Source organism: Psychrobacter sp. SWN149, assembly GCF_015864565.1.
GTDB lineage: Bacteria > Pseudomonadota > Gammaproteobacteria > Pseudomonadales > Moraxellaceae > Psychrobacter.
The window spans coordinates 561,120-587,053 of sequence record NZ_JADYWX010000002.1 but is presented as its reverse complement, the minus strand read 5'-3'; the positions used below and the strand labels follow the sequence as shown (position 1 = coordinate 587,053).

General features: G+C 42.6%; 25 protein-coding genes. 17 read left to right on the top strand and 8 right to left on the bottom strand.

Going from position 1 to position 25,934, the window contains the following annotated elements:
• Nucleotides 1-60: 60 nt before the first annotated feature.
• The 3 genes from I6E86_RS05155 (at nt 61) to I6E86_RS05145 (ending at nt 2,749) form a co-directional block, all read left to right on the top strand.
• Nucleotides 61-975 carry a lysophospholipid acyltransferase family protein gene (locus I6E86_RS05155; RefSeq protein WP_197175810.1) on the top strand — a complete coding sequence of 305 codons (915 nt, stop codon included), beginning with the start codon at nt 61-63 and terminating at the stop codon, nt 973-975.
• Between the two features lie 29 nt (nt 976-1,004).
• On the top strand, nt 1,005-1,781 hold the full coding sequence (locus tag I6E86_RS05150) for a glycosyltransferase (protein WP_197175809.1): 777 nt from the start codon (nt 1,005-1,007) through the stop codon (nt 1,779-1,781).
• Between the two features lie 110 nt (nt 1,782-1,891).
• Nucleotides 1,892-2,749 (top strand): hypothetical protein, encoded by an 858-nt coding sequence (locus I6E86_RS05145; protein ID WP_197175808.1) that lies wholly within the window; start codon nt 1,892-1,894, stop codon nt 2,747-2,749.
• 2 nt (nt 2,750-2,751) lie between these two features.
• On the opposite strand, the gene I6E86_RS05140 is transcribed toward I6E86_RS05145, so the two are convergent.
• Nucleotides 2,752-3,873 carry a glycosyltransferase gene (locus I6E86_RS05140; protein WP_197175807.1) on the bottom strand — a complete coding sequence of 374 codons (1,122 nt, stop codon included), beginning with the start codon at nt 3,871-3,873 and terminating at the stop codon, nt 2,752-2,754.
• Nucleotides 3,874-4,141: 268 nt separating this feature from the next.
• On the opposite strand from I6E86_RS05140, the gene I6E86_RS05135 reads away from it, so the two are divergent.
• The 4 genes from I6E86_RS05135 to I6E86_RS05120 all read left to right on the top strand — a co-directional run bounded on the left by I6E86_RS05135 (nt 4,142) and on the right by I6E86_RS05120 (nt 8,283).
• Nucleotides 4,142-5,143 carry a Stealth CR1 domain-containing protein gene (locus I6E86_RS05135; protein ID WP_197175806.1) on the top strand — a complete coding sequence of 334 codons (1,002 nt, stop codon included), beginning with the start codon at nt 4,142-4,144 and terminating at the stop codon, nt 5,141-5,143.
• A 99-nt stretch (nt 5,144-5,242) separates the two neighbouring features.
• On the top strand, nt 5,243-6,409 hold the full coding sequence (locus I6E86_RS05130) for a nucleotide sugar dehydrogenase (RefSeq protein ID WP_197175805.1): 1,167 nt from the start codon (nt 5,243-5,245) through the stop codon (nt 6,407-6,409).
• Nucleotides 6,409-7,422 carry an NAD-dependent epimerase/dehydratase family protein gene (locus tag I6E86_RS05125; RefSeq protein ID WP_197175802.1) on the top strand — a complete coding sequence of 338 codons (1,014 nt, stop codon included), beginning with the start codon at nt 6,409-6,411 and terminating at the stop codon, nt 7,420-7,422. The genes I6E86_RS05130 and I6E86_RS05125 overlap by 1 nt, the downstream gene beginning before the upstream one ends.
• Before the next feature lie 93 nt (nt 7,423-7,515).
• Entirely contained in the window at nt 7,516-8,283 is a 768-nt protein-coding gene (locus I6E86_RS05120; RefSeq protein ID WP_194363170.1) for a hypothetical protein, read from the top strand.
• Here the strand turns inward: I6E86_RS05120 and I6E86_RS05115 are convergent.
• From I6E86_RS05115 to glnE, 5 genes are all read right to left on the bottom strand, one after another.
• Complete coding sequence (locus tag I6E86_RS05115; protein WP_197175801.1) at nt 8,280-9,380, bottom strand: glycosyltransferase; 1,101 nt, start codon at nt 9,378-9,380, stop codon at nt 8,280-8,282. The genes I6E86_RS05120 and I6E86_RS05115 overlap by 4 nt on opposite strands.
• Nucleotides 9,381-9,444: 64 nt before the next feature.
• Complete coding sequence (locus tag I6E86_RS05110; RefSeq protein WP_197175799.1) at nt 9,445-10,311, bottom strand: glycosyltransferase; 867 nt, start codon at nt 10,309-10,311, stop codon at nt 9,445-9,447.
• A 104-nt stretch (nt 10,312-10,415) separates the two neighbouring features.
• Nucleotides 10,416-11,252 carry a glycosyl transferase gene (locus I6E86_RS05105; protein WP_197175798.1) on the bottom strand — a complete coding sequence of 279 codons (837 nt, stop codon included), beginning with the start codon at nt 11,250-11,252 and terminating at the stop codon, nt 10,416-10,418.
• A 106-nt stretch (nt 11,253-11,358) separates the two neighbouring features.
• Nucleotides 11,359-12,288: a branched-chain amino acid transaminase gene (locus I6E86_RS05100; protein WP_197175797.1), complete on the bottom strand. Its 930-nt coding sequence runs from the start codon at nt 12,286-12,288 to the stop codon at nt 11,359-11,361.
• 295 nt (nt 12,289-12,583) lie between these two features.
• On the bottom strand, nt 12,584-15,448 hold the full coding sequence (gene glnE, locus I6E86_RS05095; RefSeq protein ID WP_197175796.1) for a bifunctional [glutamate--ammonia ligase]-adenylyl-L-tyrosine phosphorylase/[glutamate--ammonia-ligase] adenylyltransferase: 2,865 nt from the start codon (nt 15,446-15,448) through the stop codon (nt 12,584-12,586).
• A 493-nt stretch (nt 15,449-15,941) separates the two neighbouring features.
• Here glnE and tusD point away from each other — a divergent pair, with 493 nt between their 5' ends.
• The 4 genes from tusD (at nt 15,942) to I6E86_RS05075 (ending at nt 17,498) form a co-directional block, all read left to right on the top strand.
• Nucleotides 15,942-16,355 (top strand): sulfurtransferase complex subunit TusD, encoded by a 414-nt coding sequence (gene tusD / locus I6E86_RS05090; protein ID WP_197175795.1) that lies wholly within the window; start codon nt 15,942-15,944, stop codon nt 16,353-16,355.
• Nucleotides 16,356-16,424: 69 nt separating this feature from the next.
• Nucleotides 16,425-16,748, top strand: a complete 324-nt coding sequence (locus I6E86_RS05085) for a hypothetical protein (RefSeq protein ID WP_197175794.1) — start codon at nt 16,425-16,427, stop codon at nt 16,746-16,748.
• A gap of 82 nt (nt 16,749-16,830) precedes the next feature.
• The gene (locus I6E86_RS05080) at nt 16,831-17,160 is read left to right on the top strand and encodes a hypothetical protein (RefSeq protein ID WP_197175793.1); all 330 of its coding nucleotides are present in this window, start codon (nt 16,831-16,833) and stop codon (nt 17,158-17,160) included.
• A gap of 2 nt (nt 17,161-17,162) precedes the next feature.
• Nucleotides 17,163-17,498, top strand: a complete 336-nt coding sequence (locus I6E86_RS05075; RefSeq protein WP_413786987.1) for a TusE/DsrC/DsvC family sulfur relay protein — start codon at nt 17,163-17,165, stop codon at nt 17,496-17,498.
• Nucleotides 17,499-17,594: 96 nt separating this feature from the next.
• On the opposite strand, the gene I6E86_RS05070 is transcribed toward I6E86_RS05075, so the two are convergent.
• Complete coding sequence (locus I6E86_RS05070; RefSeq protein ID WP_197175790.1) at nt 17,595-18,176, bottom strand: tRNA (cytidine(34)-2'-O)-methyltransferase; 582 nt, start codon at nt 18,174-18,176, stop codon at nt 17,595-17,597.
• Between the two features lie 261 nt (nt 18,177-18,437).
• Between I6E86_RS05070 and I6E86_RS05065 the strand changes: the two genes are divergently transcribed.
• On the top strand, nt 18,438-18,578 hold the full coding sequence (locus tag I6E86_RS05065) for an entericidin A/B family lipoprotein (protein ID WP_194363160.1): 141 nt from the start codon (nt 18,438-18,440) through the stop codon (nt 18,576-18,578).
• A 104-nt stretch (nt 18,579-18,682) separates the two neighbouring features.
• Here the strand turns inward: I6E86_RS05065 and hemW are convergent, their stop codons facing one another.
• Nucleotides 18,683-19,936 carry a radical SAM family heme chaperone HemW gene (gene hemW, locus I6E86_RS05060; protein WP_227680549.1) on the bottom strand — a complete coding sequence of 418 codons (1,254 nt, stop codon included), beginning with the start codon at nt 19,934-19,936 and terminating at the stop codon, nt 18,683-18,685.
• 347 nt (nt 19,937-20,283) lie between these two features.
• On the opposite strand from hemW, the gene I6E86_RS05055 reads away from it, so the two are divergent.
• The 5 genes from I6E86_RS05055 (at nt 20,284) to accC (ending at nt 25,909) form a co-directional block, all read left to right on the top strand.
• A complete protein-coding gene (locus I6E86_RS05055) occupies nt 20,284-20,781 on the top strand; it encodes an EVE domain-containing protein (RefSeq protein WP_197175789.1) in 498 nt (165 codons plus the stop codon).
• A 154-nt stretch (nt 20,782-20,935) separates the two neighbouring features.
• Nucleotides 20,936-21,976 carry a hypothetical protein gene (locus I6E86_RS05050; RefSeq protein WP_197175788.1) on the top strand — a complete coding sequence of 347 codons (1,041 nt, stop codon included), beginning with the start codon at nt 20,936-20,938 and terminating at the stop codon, nt 21,974-21,976.
• A 346-nt stretch (nt 21,977-22,322) separates the two neighbouring features.
• Complete coding sequence (locus tag I6E86_RS05045; RefSeq protein WP_194363157.1) at nt 22,323-23,690, top strand: MATE family efflux transporter; 1,368 nt, start codon at nt 22,323-22,325, stop codon at nt 23,688-23,690.
• Nucleotides 23,691-23,993: 303 nt separating this feature from the next.
• Nucleotides 23,994-24,422 carry an acetyl-CoA carboxylase biotin carboxyl carrier protein gene (gene accB, locus I6E86_RS05040; RefSeq protein WP_197175787.1) on the top strand — a complete coding sequence of 143 codons (429 nt, stop codon included), beginning with the start codon at nt 23,994-23,996 and terminating at the stop codon, nt 24,420-24,422.
• Between the two features lie 125 nt (nt 24,423-24,547).
• Nucleotides 24,548-25,909, top strand: coding sequence for an acetyl-CoA carboxylase biotin carboxylase subunit (accC, locus tag I6E86_RS05035; RefSeq protein ID WP_194363155.1), 1,362 nt, complete (start codon nt 24,548-24,550; stop codon nt 25,907-25,909).
• Nucleotides 25,910-25,934 lie beyond the last annotated feature (25 nt).

Sequence of the window (25,934 nt, the reverse complement as noted above, 5' to 3'; positions counted from 1 at the left end):
GATGATGCAACGTTATTATCTGCTGTATGTGTTATGTGATTCATCACCATGCGAGTGGTTATGAATCCATACCATCTTTTCAGATTCGTGCCACTGTCTGTACTGCAGACGTTGGCACGTTTTGTCGCTTGGGTGATCATAAAGATACCGAGCCTTAGCATCATGCGCACTGTGCATATCAATATGGCACTCATTGCTCAGGCCCTCCCTGAACACCAAAAGCGCCAGCTGGTCAAAGACATTATTTATCATCAGTGTTTGACCAGTATTGAATCTATCAAAAGCTGGGCAATGCCACCTGAATGGAGTATTGCTCAGATTCGTGATGTCCACAACAAAGATATTTTGTTAGAGGGGCTTGCCAATCCTAATGGCATGCTGGCGATCGTTCCACATCTGGGTACGTGGGAGATGATGAACGCTTGGCTTAATCAGTTTGGTGCGCCAACCATCATGTACAAACCAGTAAAGGGTGATATCACCAATAACTTTGTACTGCAAGGACGTTCACGTCTCAATGCAACCTTGGTACCGACAGATGGCAGCGGTGTCAAAGCAGTGTTTAAGACACTCAAGCAAGCCGGTTTTAGTATTGTGCTACCAGATCATGTCCCAGAGCCGTCAGGTGGCGTGGTAGTACCATTTTTCGGTGTCCATACTTTGACCAGTACGCTCGCGTCCAAACTGGCTAGCAAAACCAAATGTGCACTGGTCGGCTTATCCTGTATTCGCCGAGATGATGGACAAGGTTTTGATATCCACTGCTATAAGCTGGATAATGCCGCACTTTATGATCGCAATGCCGAAACGGCAACGCATGCGCTCAATCAAGCCATGGAGCATATGATTAGCGACCACTATAGCCATTATATGTGGGGCTATCGACGTTTTAAGCGCATACCAACACTAGGCAACCCTTATCGAACCGATGAAGCAACCTTAAAAGCCTTTATTCAAGCTCATCGTTCTTATTAGTCCTTCATTTATCTCAATAAGAGTGCATTATGACAACTGACGCAACCAAAACAGACGATAATGCTACCGATCAGCGTTATGTTATTTGTATGAAATGGGGTACTAAGTACGGTCCTGAGTACGTCAATCGTTTATACAATATGGTCAGCCGTCATCTAAGCTTAGACTTTCAAATGGTCTGCTTGACCGATGACAGTACGGGCGTTGACCCTGCTATTACCTGTCATCCTATACCAGACATGGATCTGCCTGCCGGTCCTGAGCGCGGCTGGAAAAAGCTCACAACATTCAAGCCTGAGCTATACGGTCTAAAAGGCGTGGCACTGTTTTTGGATATTGATATTGTCATTGTCGATAGTATCGACGCTTTTTTTACTTATAAAGCTGAACATAAGGACAGTGTTGTCATCATTCGCGATTGGAAAAAACCGTGGCGCATGATCGGTAACAGCTCCGTCTATCGTTTCAATATTGGCATGAATACCTATCCCGATTTGTTATCTAACTTTGAGCGTAACTTTGAAACCATTCGCACTCAAGTACGTCATGAGCAAGCTTACTTATCCAATTATCTCCGTGAACACCATCATTTAGAATACTGGGACAAAACCTGGTGCGTGAGCTTTAAGTACCAGTGTATCGCTCCTATTCCCTTCAATTTTGTGCGCACGCCCAGTTTGCCAGACAACGCAAAAATCGTTATTTTTCATGGTGAAATCAATCCGCCAGATGCCATTGCTGGTAGCGGAGGCAAGTGGTATCGCCATGTCAAACCAAGCCCATGGTTAAAAGACCATTGGCAGTAACGGTCTGAAAAGCAATAATATTTATATACTTAGCGAGCTTATAAACAGTTTAAAGGCTATCGATAACGGTATAGAATAGGCGCAGTGACAGTCAACTACTGGAAAATAGTATGGCGCTATATTTAAGGTTACCAGCTACCGTCAGGTTCAGTATTGATGGTGAATCTGTCGTTATCAATGCTTTCAATGCCAATGACCCAGCACAAAGCCTGCATGGCAAAAGTGTCAATGTTATTGCCTCAGGCCCATCCGTACATGATCTATCATTATCAACATTGCTAGACACCCCTACTATTTTTGTCAATGGCAGTATCAGCCTTGCAGATCAGCATCACTTTACGGATATCGTCGGTTATGTCATCAGTGACGCGCGCTTTATCAGTCATAATCCTGAAGTCTTACGGCAGTATTATACAGGGCAACCTCTATATGCCACGCTAGCCGTCTTTGAAGCGATGGCGACAACACATCCTGATATCATGCGCAATCATCATCATGCCATGCGGGTGTTATATCCAGTAGATAGACCTTGGGGTGTCAAATCAAATAAGCTGTTATTCAATAAACTGATTTTTAAGAAAAAACGTCTGAATAAAAAAATGCCGTTGTCATACTTTATCAATCATCCAAACTTTATTATTGATAAGCGTCATAACACTGCCGAGATTGGTGTCTCTTTGAACATCACTCATGGATTTGTAGAAGCCGGTACGGTCGCCTATGTGGCTGCTCAGCTCGCTTTTTCTCGTCAGGCAGCGGCTATTCACCTATATGGTATCGACCTGCTCAACAGCGACCAGCCACGTTTTTATGAAAACAAAAGCAACAGCGCACCAAGTACGCTAAGTAAAGTCATGAGCGAACGTATCGTACCTTCCTTCAATTTACTGGGTGAAACCTATAAAGCGCACGGCGTACCTGTCATCAATCACTCTCCTGTCTCTAGAACGTTATTTGACAGTCTCTAATATCAGTCACTTTTTCCCTCTATTACTGACCCAAACGCCAAGTACTGCTGTGCGATGTGCTTAGGTAATAGCTGCGGATTCAGCGGTACTATATAGTGCGTCAGGTTGTCTATTGCCTGATCGATGAGTGTGGCCAGTCCAGTGATATCCCCTACTGGTATCAAGTTTTTAGCTGGTAACAGCTCCCTTGGGCCAAACGGACAGTCTGTACTAACCACTGGCACTCCTAACGCCTGCGCCTCGACGATGACATAGCCAAAACCTTCAAACTTGGATGTCACGACCATCAGTGCTGTTGAGGCAATCAATGGATAAGGATTGGCTTGAAACCCTAAAAATCTGACACAGTCGCTAATACCAAGTTCGGCCGCGAGCTGCTTAATCTCATCTTCAAGCTTGCCCTTGCCTACCAATACTAAGGGCAATTTTCGCACTGTTTTGGCATAAGCCTGTAGCAAGTCTCGATGACCTTTCATGGTGTCAAATGAGGCGACATGAATCATATACTGTTTGTCTACTAAGCCAAACGGTTCGAGACATGACGGCTCCATTGATTTAACCTGAATATCTGTCGCATCGCAGGGGTTATAAATAGTCGTAGTTTTGGTAATCTGCCCGATTAGAGAGATTAAATCTTGCCGCGCCCCTTCACTCACACAGCTACAAGGATGCGCGCCATAGACCGTTTTTAGATGATGAATCGTTTGGGTTGGTGTCTCTAATAGCTGACGTTGAAACTGCTTGGATAATGCTGTGTGCAGTACATTCACGATGTTGGGTAATTGACTATAGGCCATGATCCAGTTTATTTTATAGATATTGGCCAGTATTAAATCTGGCACGCCTATTTGACTGAGCACATAATTATCAATACGCCTAGCAACGGCCTCATAGGCTTGTGCTTGTGTAGATGCTGGGTCAAGATTCTGCTCAGCAAAAACCTCATCATAAGGCACTATATGATACCGAACGCGGCCATCTAATGGCATATCCTGTGTCTGCTCTAAACATAAGATATGAACACGATATCCCATGTCCACATAAGCACTTGCTAATGTGGTGACCATACGCTCAGCGCCGCGGCCTTCAAGTGCTTTTAAAATAAACAAAATAATGGGGCGCATTCATATCTCAATTTTTTGTCAGTACGGATGATCATTGGTAGTCATAGTGATTGCAGCTTTCTGGCTTTATATGCTAGTCTCATCTACTTTTATACCCATACAGTTATTCGCTAGAGTATAAGCCTGACTGGTATAATTGCCCATAGTAGAATCACCCTCACTTATAGCCATATCAGTCAGTAATAACTACCACACAAACGCTTGCGTTACTGATATCACTTTTAATCTTACAAGCATTTAGATGCTAATAAAAATAATAGGATCTGTCATGAAACAGCCTAATGATAAAACGCTAGATGTGGTCATTGCTTGGGTAGATGGTACAGACCCTATCCTGAAGCAAAAAAGAGAACAGTACAAATCAGGCAAAACAGTGGCTTCAGATGCGGTAACGGCAACACGTTTCGCCAGTGACGATGAGATATATTATAATATTGCCTCGATTATCAAGTATGTTCCTTTTGTGCGTCATATCTATATCGTCACAGACCAGCAGCAGCCAGCATTCATCGATGAGTTTGCCAAGCAAAATATCTGTTCAGCAGATACCATACGAGTGGTTGATCACAAAGATATTTTTTCAGGCTATGAGCAGTTTTTGCCCACCTTTAATACCCGATCAATTGAGACCATGATATGGAATATAAAAGGCCTGTCTGATTATTTTATCTATATGAACGATGATTTCTTTTTTAATCAGCCAGTAGTGATAGATGACTTTTTAGACAATGAAAAATTGATGATTCATGGTCATTGGCGCAAAAATGCGGCTCTAAATGCCAAGCTCAACTTTCGAAAATCTCGCTTGAAATTATTCGGTACACCTATACAGCCAAGGCATACAATAGCGCAGATGTTAAGTGCCAAAATACTTGATATGGATCAGTTTTTTGAGATTCATCATTATCCTCACATTGTCGATAAGACGATTTTAAAAGACCATTTACTAACACATCCTCAATTACTAACAGAGCAGATAAAGTATAAATTTAGGGATGTGGCGCAAGTGAATCCTATAACACTGATGAATCATCTGAAAATTCAAAAAGATGAAGCACACTTAAAACCTGAGACGTCTATCAACTATTTAAAAAACAAAGACAGCGTAGAAAATTTTGTCATTGACTTAGAAGATAAAACCATAAAGTATGGCTGCATTCAAAGTTTGGATTTGCTTGAACCAGATTTATACCAAAAAGTCAGTCAGGCGATGAGAGATAAATTCTCAGAATATCTACCCAATTCGGTCGCAGGCCATACTAGCGATTAAACTTAGGTAAACACGTTAGCCATGGTTGAATGACTATTATCATTACTCAATTTTAAATTAATTCTTTTTATCAATGCTTGAATATTATTTGGATATATTATGAAAATAGCAGTAGTAGGCACAGGCTATGTGGGATTATCTAATGCCATGTTATTGGCACAGCATAATGAAGTGGTCGCTGTCGATGTCATCGCTGGAAAGATTGACCTGCTAAATGCAAAGCAGTCGCCGATCGAAGACAAAGATATCGAGGACTTCTTATCACATAAGGATCTTAATTTTTCTGCCACACTCGATGCCGAGCAGGCTTACCAAAACGCAGATTTTATCATTGTCGCAACGCCAACCGATTATGATGCAAAGACCAATTACTTTAATACCTCAACGGTAGAATCCGTGATTGAACAAGTACTATTGGTCAATCAACAGGCAACCATCATCATAAAATCTACTGTGCCCGTTGGCTATACCGCTAGTATCAGAGAGCGATATGAAACGGATCGCATTATTTTCTCACCTGAGTTTTTGCGAGAGGGCCAAGCCCTACACGACAACCTTTACCCCTCTCGAATTATTGTGGGCGCACAGTCTGAACAGGCACAGCAATTTGCTGAATTATTGCTTGAAGGCGCTATCAAAAAAGAGGTGCCGCTACTGTTTGTGAAGTCGACCGAAGCTGAAGCGATCAAACTGTTCTCTAACACTTATCTAGCGATGCGCGTGGCTTATTTTAATGAGCTAGATACCTATGCTCAGACATTCGGGCTCGAAACCAAACAAATCATAGAAGGTATTGGCTTAGATCCGCGTATTGGCGATCATTATAACAACCCATCATTTGGCTACGGTGGCTACTGCCTACCCAAAGACACCAAGCAGCTATTGGCAAACTATGATGAAGTGCCCAGTAACTTGATCAGGGCCATTGTCGACTCTAATAGAACTCGTAAAGATTTTATTGCTGATAAAATTATCGAAAGACAGCCAAAAATCGTCGGTATACACCGACTGGTGATGAAGAGTGGATCAGACAACTTTAGAGCGTCCGCGATACAAGGCATTATGAAGCGTATTAAGGCAAAAGGTATCGAAGTCGTGGTTTATGAACCCGTACTAAAAGAGGATAATTTTTTCAATTCGCGAGTGATTACAGACTTAGATGCGTTTAAAGCAATGAGTGATGTCATTGTGGCAAATCGCTTGTCTGCTGATATAGCAGATGTGGCGGATAAAGTATTTACTCGAGACTTGTTTGGGAGCGATTGATGAAAGTACTAGTAACTGGCGCAGCGGGCTTTATTGGCTTTCATTTAATCAAAGCATTGTTAGAGACGCACCTATCTGATGAAGCATTGCTGATCGTTGGCATTGATAATCTTAACGATTATTATGACATAGGCCTAAAAGCAGAGCGTTTAGAGATATTAAATAGCGTCTCAACACCAGAAAATTTTACGTTCATTCAATTAGATTTGGCTGATCGTGATGCGATGGCTGAGCTTTTTTCCGCCTATCAGTTCGATACAGTTATCAATCTAGGCGCGCAAGCAGGTGTGCGCTACTCTATCGAAAACCCAAATGCATACATTGACTCAAATGTGGTCGGGTTTGTAAATATCCTCGAAGGCTGTCGCCACCATAATATCAAGCATCTGATCTATGCCAGCTCTAGCTCTGTCTATGGTATGAATATCAAGCAGCCATTTACAACTGCTGACTGTGTTGATTTTCCTATCAGCCTATACGCTGCTACCAAAAAGTCTAATGAGGTCATGGCACACAGTTATAGTCACTTGTATAACATTCCTACGACAGGACTGCGGTTTTTTACCGTTTACGGCCCTTATGGCAGACCAGACATGGCTTATTTTTCTTTTACCAAAAAAATCCTAGCTGGTGAACCGATTGATGTGTTTAACAATGGTGATATGCAGCGTGACTTTACCTACATTGATGATATTATTAAAGGCATCATAGGAGTAATGAAAAAAGTACCGGCTAACCAACACTCTGGTATTACGACAGCAGCAGCCCCTTATAAAATTTATAATATCGGTAATAACCAACCTATTACGCTGCGTCGTTTCATCACCGCCATCGAGGATGCTTGCGGCAAAAAAGCCAATGAAAACCTGCTACCCATGCAGGCAGGCGATGTGCCCATTACTTATGCAGATATAGACGAATTGGTGGATGATATTGGATTTAAGCCTGAAACCAATATAGAAGATGGAATCGCAAAATTTGTCGAATGGTATAAGCGATATTATTCAGTTTGAATAAAAATATTTTATAAACCACTTTAGTATCAATTTTTTAGATAGACGTTTAAGCTCTAATCGCATCATATTTGTTCAAAGGATTTTAGTGACATGACTACACCTTCAAACTGGCAAAGAAAACTGCTATTAATCTTTCGAAGTGAAAAAAGATTGAATGCGGGCAAGGTTATCAAAAACTATGATGGCAAAAGCTTTGACGACATGAAAGCAACAATGATTACAGAGTCAATGTGCGATGTTGAGACGCTGACAGACGAACGTAAGAGCAAAGCGTTAGAAAGTCATTTAAATAACTTAAAGCATCAATCCTTGGGTGAGTCTGAACTCTGCTTTTATCACAATACACTCATTATATTGATGCGCCGTAAATACAAAATAGACAAAATATTTGCAGAATTCGAAAGGCTGTGGGTGGCAGAGAACCATTATTTATTAGAAAACCTGTCACTACGCTGGATAGTTTCAGCCTGCGATACTTTCATCGATCACTCAGATAACGTCAATAGAGCCGCTATTTTGATGAATGTCATCACACTAATGAATACTGTCCGAGCTTATGAGACCAAAAACTTTTTACAAGCCCCTCCTGATGCCGAACCCATAGCATTATTAGATGAAAAAACCGACATACTGTATGCCGGCGACTTGTCTCTATATGATGGTCTCACTTATTTTCGTATCGGCACCGATGACAGTCTGAGAAATATGCGCAAGCGCTATCACAAATTCCACAAAGTCGACAAATTAGCTACTACTATACTGCTCGCTGTATTCGAAAAACTACAGAATAACCAGAGTGCTTTTGCCACGCTACGGCAATTGCATAGAGATGATTGGTCCAAATGGTGGTTAGATTAAGATCTCTTATCTGTATTCTCACAATTCGATGCGAATTCAATATATTTCTTTGCTATTGTGACAGGAAGGAGCGTTTCACTAAATTCGGACTGAAATTGCTCTGGATTCTTCATTGCTAAGCTTAATTTAGCTGCAATAGCATCTATGTCTCTCATAGGCATTAGGTTTTTCTGAGGCAATAACTCACTTGGCCCAGACTGGCAGTCAGTACTGATAACTGGTGTTCCTAAAACTAAAGACTCTGCAATCACCAAAGCAAAACCTTCCCAGTCAGAAGTTAGTACTTTAAACTGCGCATGCTTTATATAAGGAAAAGGGTTTTCATGGAAGCCTAAGAAAACAACCTTATCTTCTAGCTTGAGCTCTACGACCAACTCCTCTATATTACTTTGAAGCTTGCCTTTACCCAACAGAAGCAACGGCAAAGACTGATCTGTCTTTGCATAAGCTCTCAACAGCACATCGTGACGTTTTGCTTCTTTAAAACTGCCAACGTGAATAATATAATTTTGATATTCTGGAATAAAGGCATCAGCTAATTTTTGAATACCGTCTCTATCAATTGGATTATGTATTGCCGTTGTTGAAGTAACATGACCAAAGTTTTCTACAAAATCCTTTTCTACGCCATTACTGACACAGGCACAAGGATTTTTGGAATAAATTCTGGTAAAGTTTTCTTTTCTCTGATGACCCACATCTGTTTTTGCAAACTTATAAAGTAGTGACAAAGTATTATGAATCACATAAATGATGTTCGGCAGGCTACTGTAGCTAAAGATACTATCTGAACGATCAAGGTTCGACAAAATAATATCAGGCTGTCCAATATTTTTTTTGACATAACGATCTACCGCATAAGCAAAAAACTTATCACGACGCTGTGCTCCTGGTATCATCTTATAGGGTTTGAATTTGAGCACATGATAAATAAGGTTTGGATTAAGATCGTATTCGACCCGCGGCTTAAACCTTACAATATGTACTTCGTATCCTAATTCATAAAATCCCTGTCCTAAAGTAAGAACAACTCGCTCTGCCCCTCCACCTTGTAGACAATTAATAGCGAGCAACGCTATTTTTTTATGCTGCTTCATAAACGATAACCTATGGATGAATTTCTATTCATTTAGTGTGTAAAATATTATTATGTTAAATGAATCAACGCTTGAATAATTTTGCAAATAGAGATTTGGAGGCTTTTGGACGAGTCACCTTATTACCAATATAGCCTTGCTGGGATTTCTTTGGAAAAGCACCAAAAGGCTCAATTCTATAGCTCTCTAGATGATATCCAGCAGTAAGTGCTTCATTATAATAGTCATCGAAAAGGTCGACCAAATCTTGTCTTGGATGTGGCAGAACTTCTCCGTCAAACCAATGCTCGATTCCTTCCTCATTCACTCTAGGTAACGAGTACTTATGACTGAATTGCGTTCCCATATCTGAGTAATGCAAAATTTTGATTTCTTCTACTGCTAAGTTTTCACCATCTATACAGTTATAACTGTCTTGATAAGACTCAATCAATTGCGTGTTTTTCTTGAATAAAGCCATCATTTCTTTATGACTTTTGGGATCTTTTCTAAGTTTCTCGATAGGAAAAACAACGTTTTTTGCAGCATCGCAATCCCATATACAGGTACATAGACGAGTCATATCAGCATTCGTTTTGGCCGCCACTATGGACTGCCCTTCAATAGGATGCTGCCATAGCTTTGCTAGATCATCTAAAATAATGACATCAGCATCCATATAAATGGCTCGTCCAGAATAATTGCAGTATTCTGGAATTGCCCAACGGAATCCTGAGAAAGGTGTCGACCATTTAGTAGTATTCCAGCCCTCGCCAGCCTCGGGATTAGAATACCAATAGCTATTAGGATCGCGCGATAGCTGCATCCATACTATCTCAACGGGTACACTGGTGTGTTTGTGAATACTATAATCTAAAACCATCATCTGCTCTAGATCACAGTTATTTGGGTCACAACCAACAAAGACTCTAATAGCATCGTTTGTTTTCATAATTTTATCCATTCACTAAATCATGCTTTCTACGTTCATATTTATGAGCATAGAAAGCATCAACACTCACTGCTACTATGCAATACTTAAATATAGAATTAAGCCTATTCCTTCCAGTACTTTTCAATCCATCCTACTGGCAAGATAAAATGACGAAGATGACGCAGCGGTCTCTTCATGTTTTTAGGCTCAGCCAGTCGCTTCAAATGATCTTTAGCATTATTAGCAGCATTCTTGTTATATCTACCTTCGATCGCATGCGTTGGATACAAATCACCAGGGAAGATAACCAGACGAGCGCCTTTAGGAATCTTTGGTTCTTTAAAATAGTTAAATGGGAATGGCTGACGACACTTGCGTCTAAAATGTGCAACCCACGCCCTTGGAAACAGTTTTACACCGCCTGGTGCATTACGAGTGACAAAACGCTGCTCAAAACGGTACTCATCAGCGATGCCTTGTGGATCCGCTTTAAATTTTTCTTGTAGTGAGACAAGCGCCCCTATCTGAAATCTAAAGCAAGATGTCTGTCCCAAGCGCTCTAGCGGATTACTAGGATTATAAGACAAAATAACATCGTCTGGCTTGCCGTATTCAAAGAAAGGATCGAGACTATCTACGATAATCACATCCAAATCTACAAACAGCACTGTCCCTGTCAAATCACCTAGCTTTTCACCCCACAAGCGAGACTTTGGCCACTTACCGAGTGTATTGGTTGGCATAGTGACATCTAATGGTGGTAGCGCTTGGCATTCAATTTCTGGACGGACATCTGTTGTATCATCAGTAAAGCAGACAAATCTAAATGGTGGTGTAATGTTGCGAGATACCATGCCATATAGTTTATTGGCATAATCAGCACCATATTTTGTGCCCCATTTAATACAGATGATTTGTTTGATATTTTGAGTATCTGCTGTACTAGAATCTATTGGCATTGACTGCTCACTTTAATATTATGAATAAATATGATGGCTATATTAGCATAAAAAAAAGACTGAACAATTATGTTCAGCCTTTTTGGCCTTCAAAGTAACCGCTTTATCAGTCAATAAAGCTTAACCAAGCCATATACTGCTCATTGCGGCCATGTACCACATCAAAGTACAAGGTTTGCAGTTTCTCAGTCAAAGGTCCGCGGCCGCCATTACCGACCGTGCGATCATCGTATTCACGGATAGGTGTAACTTCAGCAGCCGTACCCGTCATAAAGATTTCATCTGCTAAGTAAAACTCATCACGAGTGATACGGCGCTCAACGACTTTGATACCTAAATCATCAGCAAACTGAATGATAGTACGACGCGTAATACCATCAAGTGCTCCGCCTGCTAGGTCTGGGGTATGTAGTACACCATCTTTTACTAAGAACAAGTTTTCACCAGCCCCTTGGCATACATACCCTTGCGGATCCATCAAGATAGCTTCGTCATAGCCGTTGCGAGTCACTTCTTGGTTGGCCATGATAGACACAGGATAGTTACTAGACGCCTTAGCCTTACACATGGTCACATTGGTCATATGATGGGTAAATGAAGAGGTTTTTACACGGATACCATTTTTGATACCCTCTTCACCCAGATAAGCGCCCCAGTGCCAAGCAGCAACCATCGCGTTGATACTGTTGTCATGTGATGACAAACCAAGCTTTTCTGCGCCGACCCAGATAAGCGGACGAATATAGGCTTCTGCCAAGTTGTTTTGCTTGACCACATCCTTATGTGCTTGCTCTAAAGTGGCTGCATCAAAAGGCACATCCATTTGAAAGATTTTGGCTGAGCCAAGTAGACGCTCGGTGTGTTCTTTTAGGCGAAAAATAGCGGTGCGATTGTCAGCCGTCTGATACGCGCGCACCCCTTCAAAAACCGCCATACCATAATGCAGGCTATGTGTGAGCACATGTACCTTAGCATCTGGCTGTTCAATCATCGTGCCATTCATCCAAAGCTTACCATCTTGTGTTGCCATGTTCATTTTATATTCCTTATGTTAGCACTGACGTCTAACTTTTTTTAGATAGGTTGTATTTAACAGTATTGATCAACATCGTATGATAACACCGCAGCGCCACTTTTTATTGCCTAAAATACAGCGTTATTATGACCAACGACTGACGGTGTAATGGCGATGTGCAACCGATTATATCACTGGCCGTATGGGCAAATGAACTCTTTTGGTTTGTTATCATAGGCTTATTAATTATGATAAAGCATTACAGTGTAAGCGTCTCTTTGACGGTCGGCAAGACTCCAGTAAAAAATTTTGGATATTATTTTTCGGTAGGTGCTACACCCATGAGATGCTGCCACTGCGATTGTACCAATGCGCGTGTCTCTTGCCACAGAGACTCATCAACGAGTAGTGACTGCTCTGACAATGCAAGCTGGTGAGTGGCTGCACGTATCCTGAGGTAGGCATCTGTCAAATCTTGACAGACTTGCGCCTCCCAAATACCAAGTGAGGCAACTTCCTCAAAAATACGCACGTTGTCACTCCATTTAGTCAAGCTTGGATATTCATGCGAATAAGCCAATACTGCAAATTGCGCTAGGAACTCAATATCGACAATACCGCCTGCATCTTGCTTAAGATGAAACTTACCGGCTTGTTGCTGCCATTGATTGGTGCCCAAATGCTTTTGCATTTTTATACGCATGCTAGTGACTTCACTACGCACCTGATCTAACGTGCGCGGCAGTGCCAATACCTCTCGGCGAATATCACAAAAGCGTGCCGTCACTCGCCTGTCACCGCAAATCGCTCGAGCACGCACCAGCGCTTGATGCTCCCATGACCATGCTTTATCCATCTGATAGGTTTCAAAGGCGTGATACGACACCACCATCATGCCAGCATTACCTGACGGCCGCAGGCGCATGTCGATCTCATATGCTCTGCCATCTCGCGTTTGCGTGTTCAGATAGTTCATCAGCTTTTGCACCAGACGTGCGGCAAACTTCATCCCACTCACGGATTTTTCACCTGTGGTCATGCCTTGCTCTTTTATCTTATGCAAAAACACCAAGTCTAGGTCAGATGAGTAGGACAGCTCAAGACCACCAAGCTTGCCATAACCGATAATGGCAAAACCGCAATCTGCTTCAGTGACCGGATCGCCATCTTGGCCAATGGGATAGCCGTATCGGTTCACAATCTCCGCAAAAGCACGCTCCAGCGCAGCCTCTAGTACCACTTCAGCAATATACGTGAGCGAGTCTGATACTTTCATGATCGGACGCTCAGCCAACACGTCACTGGCAGCGACGGCCAACACTTGGTTTTTCTTAAATAGGCGTAGGACGCTTAGCAGCTCTTCTTCATCATCAGGCTCGACGCGCAGTAACTGCTGACGCAGAATATCACGTAGCTCACGCTTGTCTGGCAAATGGCGATAGCGCTGCTGCAAAAAGGTATCTAACAATACAGGATATTGTGCCAGCTCTTTTGCAATCCATGGACTGGCAGACAGCATCGGAATCAGCTCAATAGTGGCATTAGGATTTTCTGCAATCATGACCAAGTAGATAGAACGACGACAAATGGCCTCAAGTAATGAAATCAGTCGTGGCAAGGCAGTATTGGCCAGTTTTTGCTGTTCTTGATGGGCAAGTAGCGCATGTACGATGACAGGATAGGCATCATCCAAGCGCTCGCGAGCTTCCTCACTTAAATTGGCCACCATTTTTGATTGCCAAAAATTCTGTAATAGCTCACGGTTGTCTGCGGTGAGCACTTCATTCAAACGGGCAATCTGTTCATCTAAGTCTTCCGGCTCCAGATCAGTGTCTTCATTATCTGGTACTTGACGCTCAGTCACCATACGCTCAAACGGATCATTGACGTTATTTCGATGGTGGTTGAGCTGGCTGAGTAAAGCAGTCCAGTCAGCAAACCCTAACGTTATCGCTAGATTATGCTGCCACTGAATGTCATGTGGTAGTCGCTGAGTCTGTTGATCATTGATCGCTTGAATACCGTGTTCCAAGCGGCGCAAGAACCGATACGCGGCTTGTAACCCTTCATAGGTTGATTGCTCTAGATAGCCAATCTCACGTAATACTTGCATGGCTTGTAGGCAAGGTTTTATTTGTAGCTGTGGATGCCTGCCGCCATAGATCAACTGAAAGGCCTGCACAATGAATTCAATATCTCTGATGCCGCCCGCGCCCAGCTTAATATTATCCAAGTCTTCACGCTGTGCCACTTGGTTTTGGATAAGCGACTTCATCTCCCTCAATGCCGAAAAAGCACTGTAGTCCACGTAATAGCGAAAGACAAAGGGTTTAATCAGTGCTTGTATCTCATCATAAAATGGCTGATCTATTTGACCTACCACGCGCGCTTTTAGCCAAGCAAAGCGCTCCCAAGCTCTCCCATGTAAAGCAAAATACTTCTGCAACGCTGAGAGGTGAATGGCCAAGTCGCTACCATCACCCCAGGGTCGCAGGCGCATATCTACCCGAAAGACAAACCCATCTGCTGTCTTATTATCAAGCAGTTTGATAATACCTTGACCCAATCGAGTCATAAAGCGCTTGTTGTCTATACTGCGCATGCCTTTTTCTTTACTGCCATTGGTTTCGCCGCGGGCTTGATGCACAAAGATCAGGTCAATATCACTCGATAAATTCAGCTCATGAGCACCAAGCTTGCCCATGGCCATAATAGCCATGTCATCAATTTGCACGTTGCCTTGGGCATTGATAAAAGTCGGTTCGCCATATTGAGCCGTCAGATTTTTATAGGTATATTCTTTTGCAAAGGAGATACAACCGCCTGCAAACTCAGACAACTCATCCGTCAACTGCTCAAGGCTGATCATCTGTAGTGCATCTTGCCAAATCCAGCGCATCATCAGTAGCGTACGCAAATTACGTAAGCCGCTCATGACTTTGACTTCATCAGCGAGTTGGTAATCCTCATCTAGCGTATAATCTTGGATCAAATCATCGATTTGCTGGCGTGTTAGCGTACTGTTTAGAGGATAGCTACGCAAAAACGTTTGGCATGAGACCGTCCGACTCTCCCAAATCTGATAAGCAAACTCACTTGCTGTTTGCAGGACTTGTAGCTGCTCTATTGTAGGCTGATAATCTATACCGTTGTTCATACGTGAGGGCATAACAGATGACATAGTGAAAAAAATTCCTTGCATAGAATGGTAAGACTACGTGAACCCAGCTCATAAGTTTATTATTTTTTCTTACGAGGCAGTCACAGCGCCATTAATACTCAAAAATCGTGTTTGATGACCATTTTGATGAATATGCCGCTGTTTGGTTTGAGCCGCTTTATGGTAGCATAAACACTTTTGGTAGAAACGGTTGATAAAAATGATAAACAGAATCTACAAAAAAGCTTATCCTGCGTCATTGTTTTTATGTGTATTGAACGTATTATAAGCACAATTTTATACCACGATATTGTTGTAAAATAATAGTATGAACGACTATATTTTGTATCATCTACCAAACTTATTTTCACAGGCATCCAAAATACGCCTTGTGATAGTATCAGCAATGATAGCATTGGCTTTTTTTATTAATGCTAGTAACTTGATATTGATATTAGCAGCAACTTGATTACGCTCTCTACACTCTTATCTATAATAGGTGATACCGCGCCCTATGACGACCACTACCCAATTATTATTGATTACTGCTGATCCCAGTCATCCCTTAGCTCACTTAGCGTTACGTTATGCACGTGCTTACCTCCAAAGCCTCTCAAATAGAGAGGACACAGACAATAAAAAATTAAATGTGTTCTTTTATGGTGATGCGGCAAATACTGCTAACTGTCTGCGTTGGCAACCAGCAGATCAGAGCGATGTGACCAAAAAATGGCAGACATTGGCTGAACAGTATCAGTTAACGCTGCCCGTGTGCGTCAGTACTGCACTTAGCCGCGGCATTAGTGATGACGATAACAGCACGCGCCATCAGCTTGAAGGGAACAATCTTGCGACAGGATTTACATTGGTAGGACTCAGTGAGCTTGCAATGATGATGCAAGAGGACAGTCATTTAATACAGTTTTAATCATATTAAAGTATTTATCACTTGTTTGTTATGGCGCTTGTCAGTGGTCAATACGTTTAGGAATATATTATGAGATTATTAATTCAGCTGAATACGCCCACTGAATCGGCCAGCTATGAAGGCTGTGCGCTGGCACTAACGCTAGCAACTTTTGGCCATGAGGTGCAGCTGTATTTGGATGCTCCTGTCTTTGGGCTACTGATGCAGTCTGAGTCGCGTTTGCACGGTATGATTCAGTCACTTGAGCTTTATGACTTGCCAGCGGCTTGGTTACCCAATGATGTCTTTAGTGGTTGGGTGATTGGCATGTTGCCAGCTGACTTGGCCTCACAGCTGACCCTAGTTCCAGAGATCATTAACTCTCAAGACTTTGAGCAGATTCTGACTTTTTAGGTAGCGCTGCCACCAGACTATTGGTAGAAACCCCCATATCAGCTCACCTATAAAATAATAAAGCACGCAATTGGATACCTTTATGGCCACTTTATATCAATTACATAGCACAATGGATACCCTCAGACGCAGCACTGAGGAGATGTCTCGCACTTGGCGCAAAGGCGATAGTATTATGTTGCTCGGCACCACAGCTGCTTTTATCGACTGGCTCAATGCGTATCTAAATGAGCATGATATCGAACACATTGCGGGTATATATACCTTGGGCGACGATGTCGCACAGCTTACGACAAGCGCCACTGACAAGCTCAGTTTGGAGACCAAGCTGACCCGTATATTGACAGATGCAGAGTGGGTGACTCTCACTCAAGACAGCCAATTTGACAAAGTGGTGATGATTGCCTTATGACCATGCCTACTACGATAGCAGCAACTGATATCGCCTTAGATCAAGACGGCCATTTGTGTGACCATGAGATATGGACACCTGATGTTGCGCAGCGACTAGCAGACACCTTAGATGTCGTTTTAACTGACGAGCATTTACAGATTTTGCAGCAAGTACGAGCATTTTTTGAGAAATTCAATCATGCGCCAGCGACGCGCCCCTTGATTAAATGGTTGCAAAAGACCTTACCGGAGCAAGACATTAGTAATCAGAAACTACAGCAGCTGTTTAATACAGGATTGGTTGCGCGCCATGTAAACCGACTCGCAGGCCTACCAAAGCCGCCAAACTGTCTATAAGGTGCTGCTACGAGTACATCTTATAGACAACGTAAGATTGATAATGACTGGTTTTAATTATTCATATTCGACTCGCCATGTTTGATAGCAATCATTTTATTTTGGGTCATATACCGTCAAGGTGTCATAACCAATACTGCGTCCTTCATCACCTAAAAATCCTTGCTGTCGCCATATCTCATACAGACATATCGCCACACTATTGGATAAATTCAAACTGCGTGAGTCTGCTAGCATCGGTAACCTCAGCCAGTTATCAGCACCGATATCTTCACGTATATCATCAGCCAGACCTGCTGTTTCAGAGCCAAATACTAGCGCGATATGAGGCGATTGATGGAATGCTTGTTCGCTACCAATAGCATCAGTGTTTTCAGTGGCTGACGGCCTACCAAAATCGTAGTCATAGAACGGCTTGCTTAGCTTGGTGGTCAAAGCAGTGACAACGTGACAGTCGGCTGCTTGTAGCGCTTTGCGGGCTGCTACCCAATCATCATGTACTTGCAAATTGGCATACTCATGATAATCAAGGCCTGCACGGCGAAGCTTTTTGTCATCGAGCTCAAACCCTAATGGTCTGACTAAATGCAACTGTGCCCCCGTATTGGCACACAAGCGGATAATATTGCCCGTATTACTTGGCATTTTTGGGGCGACCAGCACGATATGAATGGTCATGTTTATTTACTCCAGAAACGTTCAACGCTCTATTATTGAAATTTATGAGCGATAGGTAATTAAAAGTTACAGTTTACTGCCAATAATTACATTTTGATACTGTGCAGGGTTTTTAACTTTCACTATGATGTCTGTGACGGGTAACAAGATGGTATTTACACCTAATTGTCTTATCCTGCACCCCTTCAGTGAGGCTTTAGTATATTGCTTGGTATCACTGTTGTTACTTATAACCACCCATTTATCTTTGAGGATACTATTATGAAAAAATTAATCATCGCATCTTTGACTGCTATGTTTGTTCTAACTGGTTGCAACACTTTTAAAGGTTTTGGCCAAGACGTGTCAAGCGCTGGCGATGCTGTTTCTGGTAGCGCTCAAGAAGTACAAAACAAAATCTAAGTTTGTATTTTTAGATTATTAAAAGGACTTATCATTTGATAAGTCCTTTTTTGTATTCGGTTATTTGTTCTAAGTCACAGCAAAAAACGTGCTGTTGCAAGACTTTATAAAAACGCACGTAATATCTGATTGAGATAACGCTGACCTAAGACTGTCGGTTGTAGCTGTTTATCACTATCTACCAATAACCCTTGCTCTATTAGCTTAACGACTTGTCCAGCGATATGATCATATTTCAGACCCGTTCTATCTTCAAACAATGACCACGCCACGCCGCCATGCAAGCGTAATACGTTTAGCATAAACTCGCTCACCAGCTCATCACTATCAATTGCTTGCCAACCCACCATTTTTGGGACGTTTTGACTGATAACTGGTGATGCATCGATTGGCTTTGCCGTATCAGGCTCTCCCACATAGTCTTTTGGCAATCTTGATTTACTAAAACGATAAATGCCAGTTTCGGCTAGGAAGTCATTCTGTGACGCTTTTTCTGTTGGCTCTAATACGCTAGGATTACCTGCATTATGATCAACAGTGACTTTGCCATGTGCCCCAGCTCCTATCGCAAGGTAATCACCAAATTGCCAATAGTTGACGTTATGACGACAAGGCTTGTCTGACGCCCCTGACCATGCGGATACTTCATAGTTGCTATAGCCAAGTTGCTCTAATAGTGCTTGTCCTGCTTGCTCAATATCAGCCAAATTATCTTCATCTGGTAAAATGGGCTGACTGCGATAAAAAACCGTATTGGGTTCAATAGTGAGCTGATACCAAGAGATATGGGTTGCGCCAGCATCATGTGCCATCTGAATGTCATCGAGCGCCTCATGCATGGTTTGCTGCGGTAAACCATGCATCAGATCGACATTGATCCGTGTAAAGCCTGCAGCACTAGCCGCTTGAAGGGCTGATAATGCTTGAGCAGGGTCATGGATACGGCCGAGTACTGTGAGCTTATCAGCGGCGAAACTCTGTACCCCGATAGACAATCGATTGATACCAACCTCTAGATACTGCGCAAATGGTGCATGCTCAAGCGTCCCAGGATTGGCCTCCATCGTGACTTCGATATCATCTGCAAATCTAAAGATATTGCGCAGAGCCGTAAATAGTCGTTGATACTGCGCGATTGGCAATAGTGAAGGTGTCCCACCGCCGATAAATATCGATTCGATAGTGCGCCCTTGTGCCAATGACTGCTGCAGTCTTGCATCTAATAGCAGCGTATCCACATACTCATCGTACATGGAGGTCTGACTGTCTACGGGCAGCTCATGCGAATTAAAATCACAATAAGGGCACTTTTTGACACACCACGGAATGTGTATATAAAGTGATAACGGAATATTCATCACATTTATAACACCATCATTTACGGTTTTTTCAGTGAGGTTCAATGTGGCACGGTCGCTTGGCATACTGTCAGCCTTCATTTGGGGCATAAATCAACTTATTATGTGATGAACATGGTGTAATATTCAATGACGATTGTCATTGAAAATATCGCTAGGATAACGGCTAGATGGCTGAAAGAAAAGCTGATATAGCATAAAATCATTAACAAAATGACGTATAAAGCTTCTATTAACCGTATCAAATAATAGGCAGTATATAGAAACTTTATGAGAAGGACACTTGCGAGTTGGTTAATAAAAAGTAGACCATGGCAATATTAAAAATTAAGTAAAGGATACAACATATGGCGTATTGGTTAATGAAATCCAACCCCAAATTTTTTGGTATAGATGACTTACAACGGTTAGACACAGACAGCTGGGATGGTGTCCGTAACTACCGTGCCCGTAATTTTATGCGTGATGATATGAAAGTGGGTGATAAAGTGTTCTTTTATCATTCTAGCGCCAAACCCTCTGGCGTCGCTGGTATTATGAGCGTCAGTAAAGCAGGCTACCCTGATCCGACCCAGTTTCACCCTGAGCATCGTCACTATGACCCTATCGCGACTGAAGACACGCCGCGTTGGTATATGGTTGACCTTACTTTTGAGCAAGCATTCACTGACGTTTTGCCATTGTCAGAGCTAAAGTTTTTGCCTGCACTTGAGGATTCACTACTGGTTAGAAAAGGCTGTCAGCAATTGACTGTGATCCCTTTGGCACCCAAACACTGGCGGACGATTATGGATATGGCAGAGACCCTTGACCTATTGGGCGATCAAACCCAGTTTTTACCGTAATAATTGAATAATATCAGTGCTATCAAGGGCTGCTTATTGATACGTTCACTGCTTAACACTTACTATATTAATGCCCAAAGCTGTGCTGATCTATAGGTAACCATCCCCCTCTATTTTTTTATTAATTCTTTATAACCATTATCAGGACTCATATATGAGCGCACCCAAGCTATTATTATCTGTATTATCGATCAGCATTCTCAGTGTCACCCTCAGCGCTTGCGGTAGTGACGGTGACAAGGTAAAGGAAGAGTACGACCGTATAGAAGATCAGGTAAAAGATGAATACGATCGCATAGAAGATAAAGTCAAAGAAAAATACAAAGAAGTCGAAGACAAGCTCAGCGATGATGAAAAATCTATGGCAGAGATTTTGGAATCCGTATTTTTACCAGAGGAATCACTGGATAAATTCTTAGATAAATTAACACCAGAAGGTGGCCGAGGTGGTCTTTATGTTGGTCATTTCGTTGAGGTTGATGATGGCGACAGTAATGACATAGATATTGGTGCTGTCTATTTTGACATCAGTAAAGATGGCGCAGGCAGTGTCGATGGTAGCTTTAGTTATCAGCAGCAGGCCTGTCAAGAAAACAATGTATTGGGTATAAATTCAGCCATTAAAGTAGACAATTATATCGCTGGTAAAGTAACCGGTAGCCTCGATACTCTAGAGTTTTTAGATATTAAATACGTAAGTGATTTAGGGTTAGAGACCCCGAATATATTGACCACGTTTGCGGGTAGCTTTGAGGAAAAGGAAGCGGGATCACCTTGGAAAGGCAGCTTTGAATATCAAGATGGTTTAGGCGGCAAGAGACTGTCAAGTGGCGAAGACAATTGTAACGTGACGTACACCATCAGTGATCGCTCTAATTTTAGAACATATCCACTTGATTATACTGTTGGCAACTTGAATCTCGATATCATCGGTAATGGCAGTCAAAAAACTGTCACATGGCAAAATCCTGTCCATACTAAACATCTACTGGTCAGCCAAATCGATGTCAATAAAGCCGAGTCTGGTGCTAACGGTTATGTACAGAACCTAGTATTGAGTAATCTTGAAACGCAGTTTGCCCCAATCATTCCAGACAATTCCACCAATTACGCGATTGTCGTACAAGCATTTGATGAGAATAATACCTTAATCGGTTATCAAGCCGTGGTGCAAGACTTGCCCGAATCATTGTAGATGAACAAGCGCTACTCTATTTTCAAGTAGAGTGCGCTTGCAGGGTGTATAAGGTCTCTTGAACGTTGACATTGTATCTTTGCTTCTTTACCATCTAGTCTATATATAACCTGTCAATCTAGTTTTTGGATTGACGGGTTATTTTTATTTTAGTGCCTGTTTTAGTGCCTGCGCTTTTATTTTAGCGCTTTGCCGATATAGGCTTGCTCATATTATTTATCGGCGTATTATCGTCGGCACTAACCTGTCCTTCCTGCTTCAATCTTCATTGATTGATAGCCGTGTTTTCTTATTAACAATCACTACTTTAATAACAATTACCGCATAGAATAAAAAGTTGCTCACCATGGTTTTTCCATTATCTTTTAAAGACTTCAAAAGCTACAGCCTACGCCTAGGCATACTTGCACTGCCTATCTTGATTACTCAGTTTTGCCAAGCCGCACTCGGTGTGGTCGATGCTATTATGGCCGGTCAAGTTTCTGCGCTTGATTTGGCAGCGGTAGCTGTTGGCTCTGGCATTTGGCTCCCGCTTTTTTTATTGGCCACAGGTATATTAATCGCCACCACCCCGCTTATTGGTGAGGCCATCGGTCAAGACCAGCACAATCAGGTGCCACATATCACACAGCAGTCCTTGTGGACCGCAAGCGTCATTGGGGTTATTGGTTTTATCATCGTAAACTTGGCACCCAATGTGCTAGGGGTTATGGGTGTTCCTGAGAATATTCAACCTATCGCCACACAGTACTTGCATGGTGTTTCATTCGGTTTTCCGGCCTTGGCTATTTATGCCGTATTGCGCAGTTATTGTGAAGCACTAGGTCGTCCTGAGCCTGTGACCGTCATTAGTATCATTGGCTTGCTTGCAGATATCCCTCTAAACTACATTTTTATTCATGGTTTGTTTGGTATGCCTGAGATGGGCGGTGCGGGCTGCGGTGTGGCAACCGCACTGGTCTTATGGATAAATGTCTTACTACTGGCGGCTTATACCAGCTTTACCAAGCGTCGTGAGTTTGCTAGCACGCGCTTCTTTTATGGCTTTACCAGTCCCAATCGCGCGCAAATCAAAAAACTTTTGAAACTTGGCATTCCTATTGGTATCTCTATCTTCTTTGAAGCCAGTCTATTCAGTTTGGGTGCACTGGTGATTAGCCCATTGGGTGAGCTCGCAACCGCCTCGCATCAAGTGGCACTAGCGGTCACCTCACAGCTGTTTATGATACCGATATCTGTTGCCATGGCACTCACCATCATGGTCTCAAATCGCTTTGGCCAAAAAAACCTCATGGCGTTGCGTCAAGTACAAGCCACTGGACTTGTTTGGACGGTGGTTATCGCCATCGTGTGTATGCTTGGTATTTGGCTGTTTAGGCCAGAGCTCGCAGCTGCCTTTACTGACAATCCAGAGGTCAGGGCTCAATCTATGCATCTGCTGATATTTGCACTAGCTTATCAATTGTTTGATGGTTGGCAGGTCAATGTCGCTGGTATATTGCGCGGTATGCAAGACACCACCATCCCGATGTGGGTCACGCTTTTTTGTTATTGGCTAGTAGCATTGCCATTAGGTGTTTACTTGGTACGCTTCACTGATATCGGCGCACAAGGGTTCTGGATGGCATTGATCACAGGTCTGTTTTTATCATCGATTTTGTTGACATTGCGCCTGCTCTATCAGCAAAAACGCTTAACAGCATTATGGGGCTAAACAGGTTAAGCCTGTTTTATACTGTTATCGCTCATCATTACTCAATCATCGCTACTTAACATTGATTGGACTGTACACGTGTAGATGTAGCCTTGCTCTATTAGAGAATGTTCGCGCACATGATGGTTGATAACAGTGAATTTCTTACTAAAAGAGATGGCTTACGTCAAAATATGTAAAAATCCTCAGTTAACAACTGTACATTGATTGCTCATTGCCTTGAATCTAGGTATCATTAGCAATTAATTAGACAATATTTAGTTACACTATTTCTTGAATTTAGTATAAGGTCAGATAAAAACTATGGATATTGAAAAAATACGCACCCTCATCGCCCTTATGGAAGAAAGTGAACTGGTGAATTTAGAGATCAGTTCTGACGACGAACATATTAGTTTGACTCGTCACTATGATACGCCTGCGCCTACTATGATGGCAGCCCCTACTGCTGGTGTGGCTCCTATCGCTGCTGAAGCAACACCTGCAGCAAAAGCGGGTAACGTTGAGTCCTCACCAATGGTTGGTGTCTTCTATTCAGCGTCAAGCCCTAATGATCCACCGTTTGTAAAGGTCGGACAAAAAGTTCAAGCGGGTGATACCTTAGGTATCATCGAAGCCATGAAAATCATGAATCCTCTTGAAGCGACTCAAAGTGGTATTGTTGACGAAATCTTGGTAGACAACTCTGAAGTCGTACAGTTCGGCCAACCTGTCATACGCTATAAAGCGTAACGATATTTGCCATACTTTACTTCATTACGACTGATTTTTGATAGCCATATTGTACTGGGCTTAACCAATACAACACTATATTTCAAGAGTCAGTCAATGACTGATGTTTCGACAAGGATGAACCCATGATAAAAAAATTGCTCATTGCCAATAGAGGTGAGATTGCCCTGCGTATCGTTCGAGCCTGCAAAGCCTTAGGTATCGAAACCGTAGGGGTCTACTCTACTGCTGATGCCAACTTGATGCACCTACGCTTTGTTGATGAGGCAATTTGTATTGGCAAACCCAATGCGAACCAAAGCTATCTGGATATCAATACTATCCTGACAGCCGCTGAAATCACTGGCGCGGATGCTATCCATCCGGGTTATGGTTTTTTGTCTGAAAATGCAGAATTTGCAGAACGCGTAGAAGAAGCCGGTTTGACCTTTGTGGGTCCTAACGCTGATCATATTCGCTTGATGGGCAACAAAGTCTCTGCTATCAATGCCATGAAAAAAGCAGGCGTACCAACGGTACCTGGTTCTGTTGGTGCTGTCACCCTACATAATGCCGAAGAACAAGCCCGCAATATCGGTTTTCCGCTAATAATTAAAGCAGCTTCTGGCGGCGGCGGACGCGGTATGCGTGTCGTTGAGCGTTTTGAAGAAATTGTCGGTCAAGTTCAAGCAGCCAAGCAAGAAGCTGAGCTGTGGTTTGGCGACGATACCGTCTATATGGAACGCTATTTACAAAACCCGCGCCACGTAGAAGTACAAGTATTGGGTGATGGTAACGGTAACGCTATCCATCTCTATGATCGTGACTGCTCATTGCAGCGTCGCCATCAAAAAGTACTAGAAGAAGCCCCTGCCCCTGATATCCCAGATGATATACGTGAGCCCATCTTAAGAGCCTGCGTAAAAGCCTGTGAGCTTGTTAAATACCGAGGTGCTGGTACGTTTGAGTTTCTATTTGAAAATAATGAATTTTTCTTTATTGAGATGAATACTCGTGTACAGGTTGAGCATCCAGTGACTGAGATGATCACTGGTATCGATGTCGTCGTCGAACAGCTCAAAATCGCGGCCGGTTATGGTCTGTCTTATCGTCAAAGCGAGATTGAGATCCAAGGCCATGCGATTGAATGCCGTATCAATGCTGAAGATCCAGTGACCTTTATGCCTTGCCCTGGTACGGTCAATCAGTTGTTTGCGCCAAGTGGCTCAGGCGTTCGATTTGATTCGCATTTGTACCCTGGATACGAGATACCGACCTATTATGACTCATTGATTGGCAAGCTTATCTGTCATGGTCAGACACGTCAGCAAGCCATTGCAAAGACAGTACACGCTCTTGATGAGTTAATCATTGAAGGGATCAAAACCAATATACCATTGCATCGTGATGTAATTTTGGCAGATGACGACTTTACTCGTGAAGCCCAAAATATTCATTATCTCGAAAGAGAGCTGTTGGTCGCTAACAAAGACAAAAAAGCGTTATAGTATAAAGATGCTCAGCATATAATCA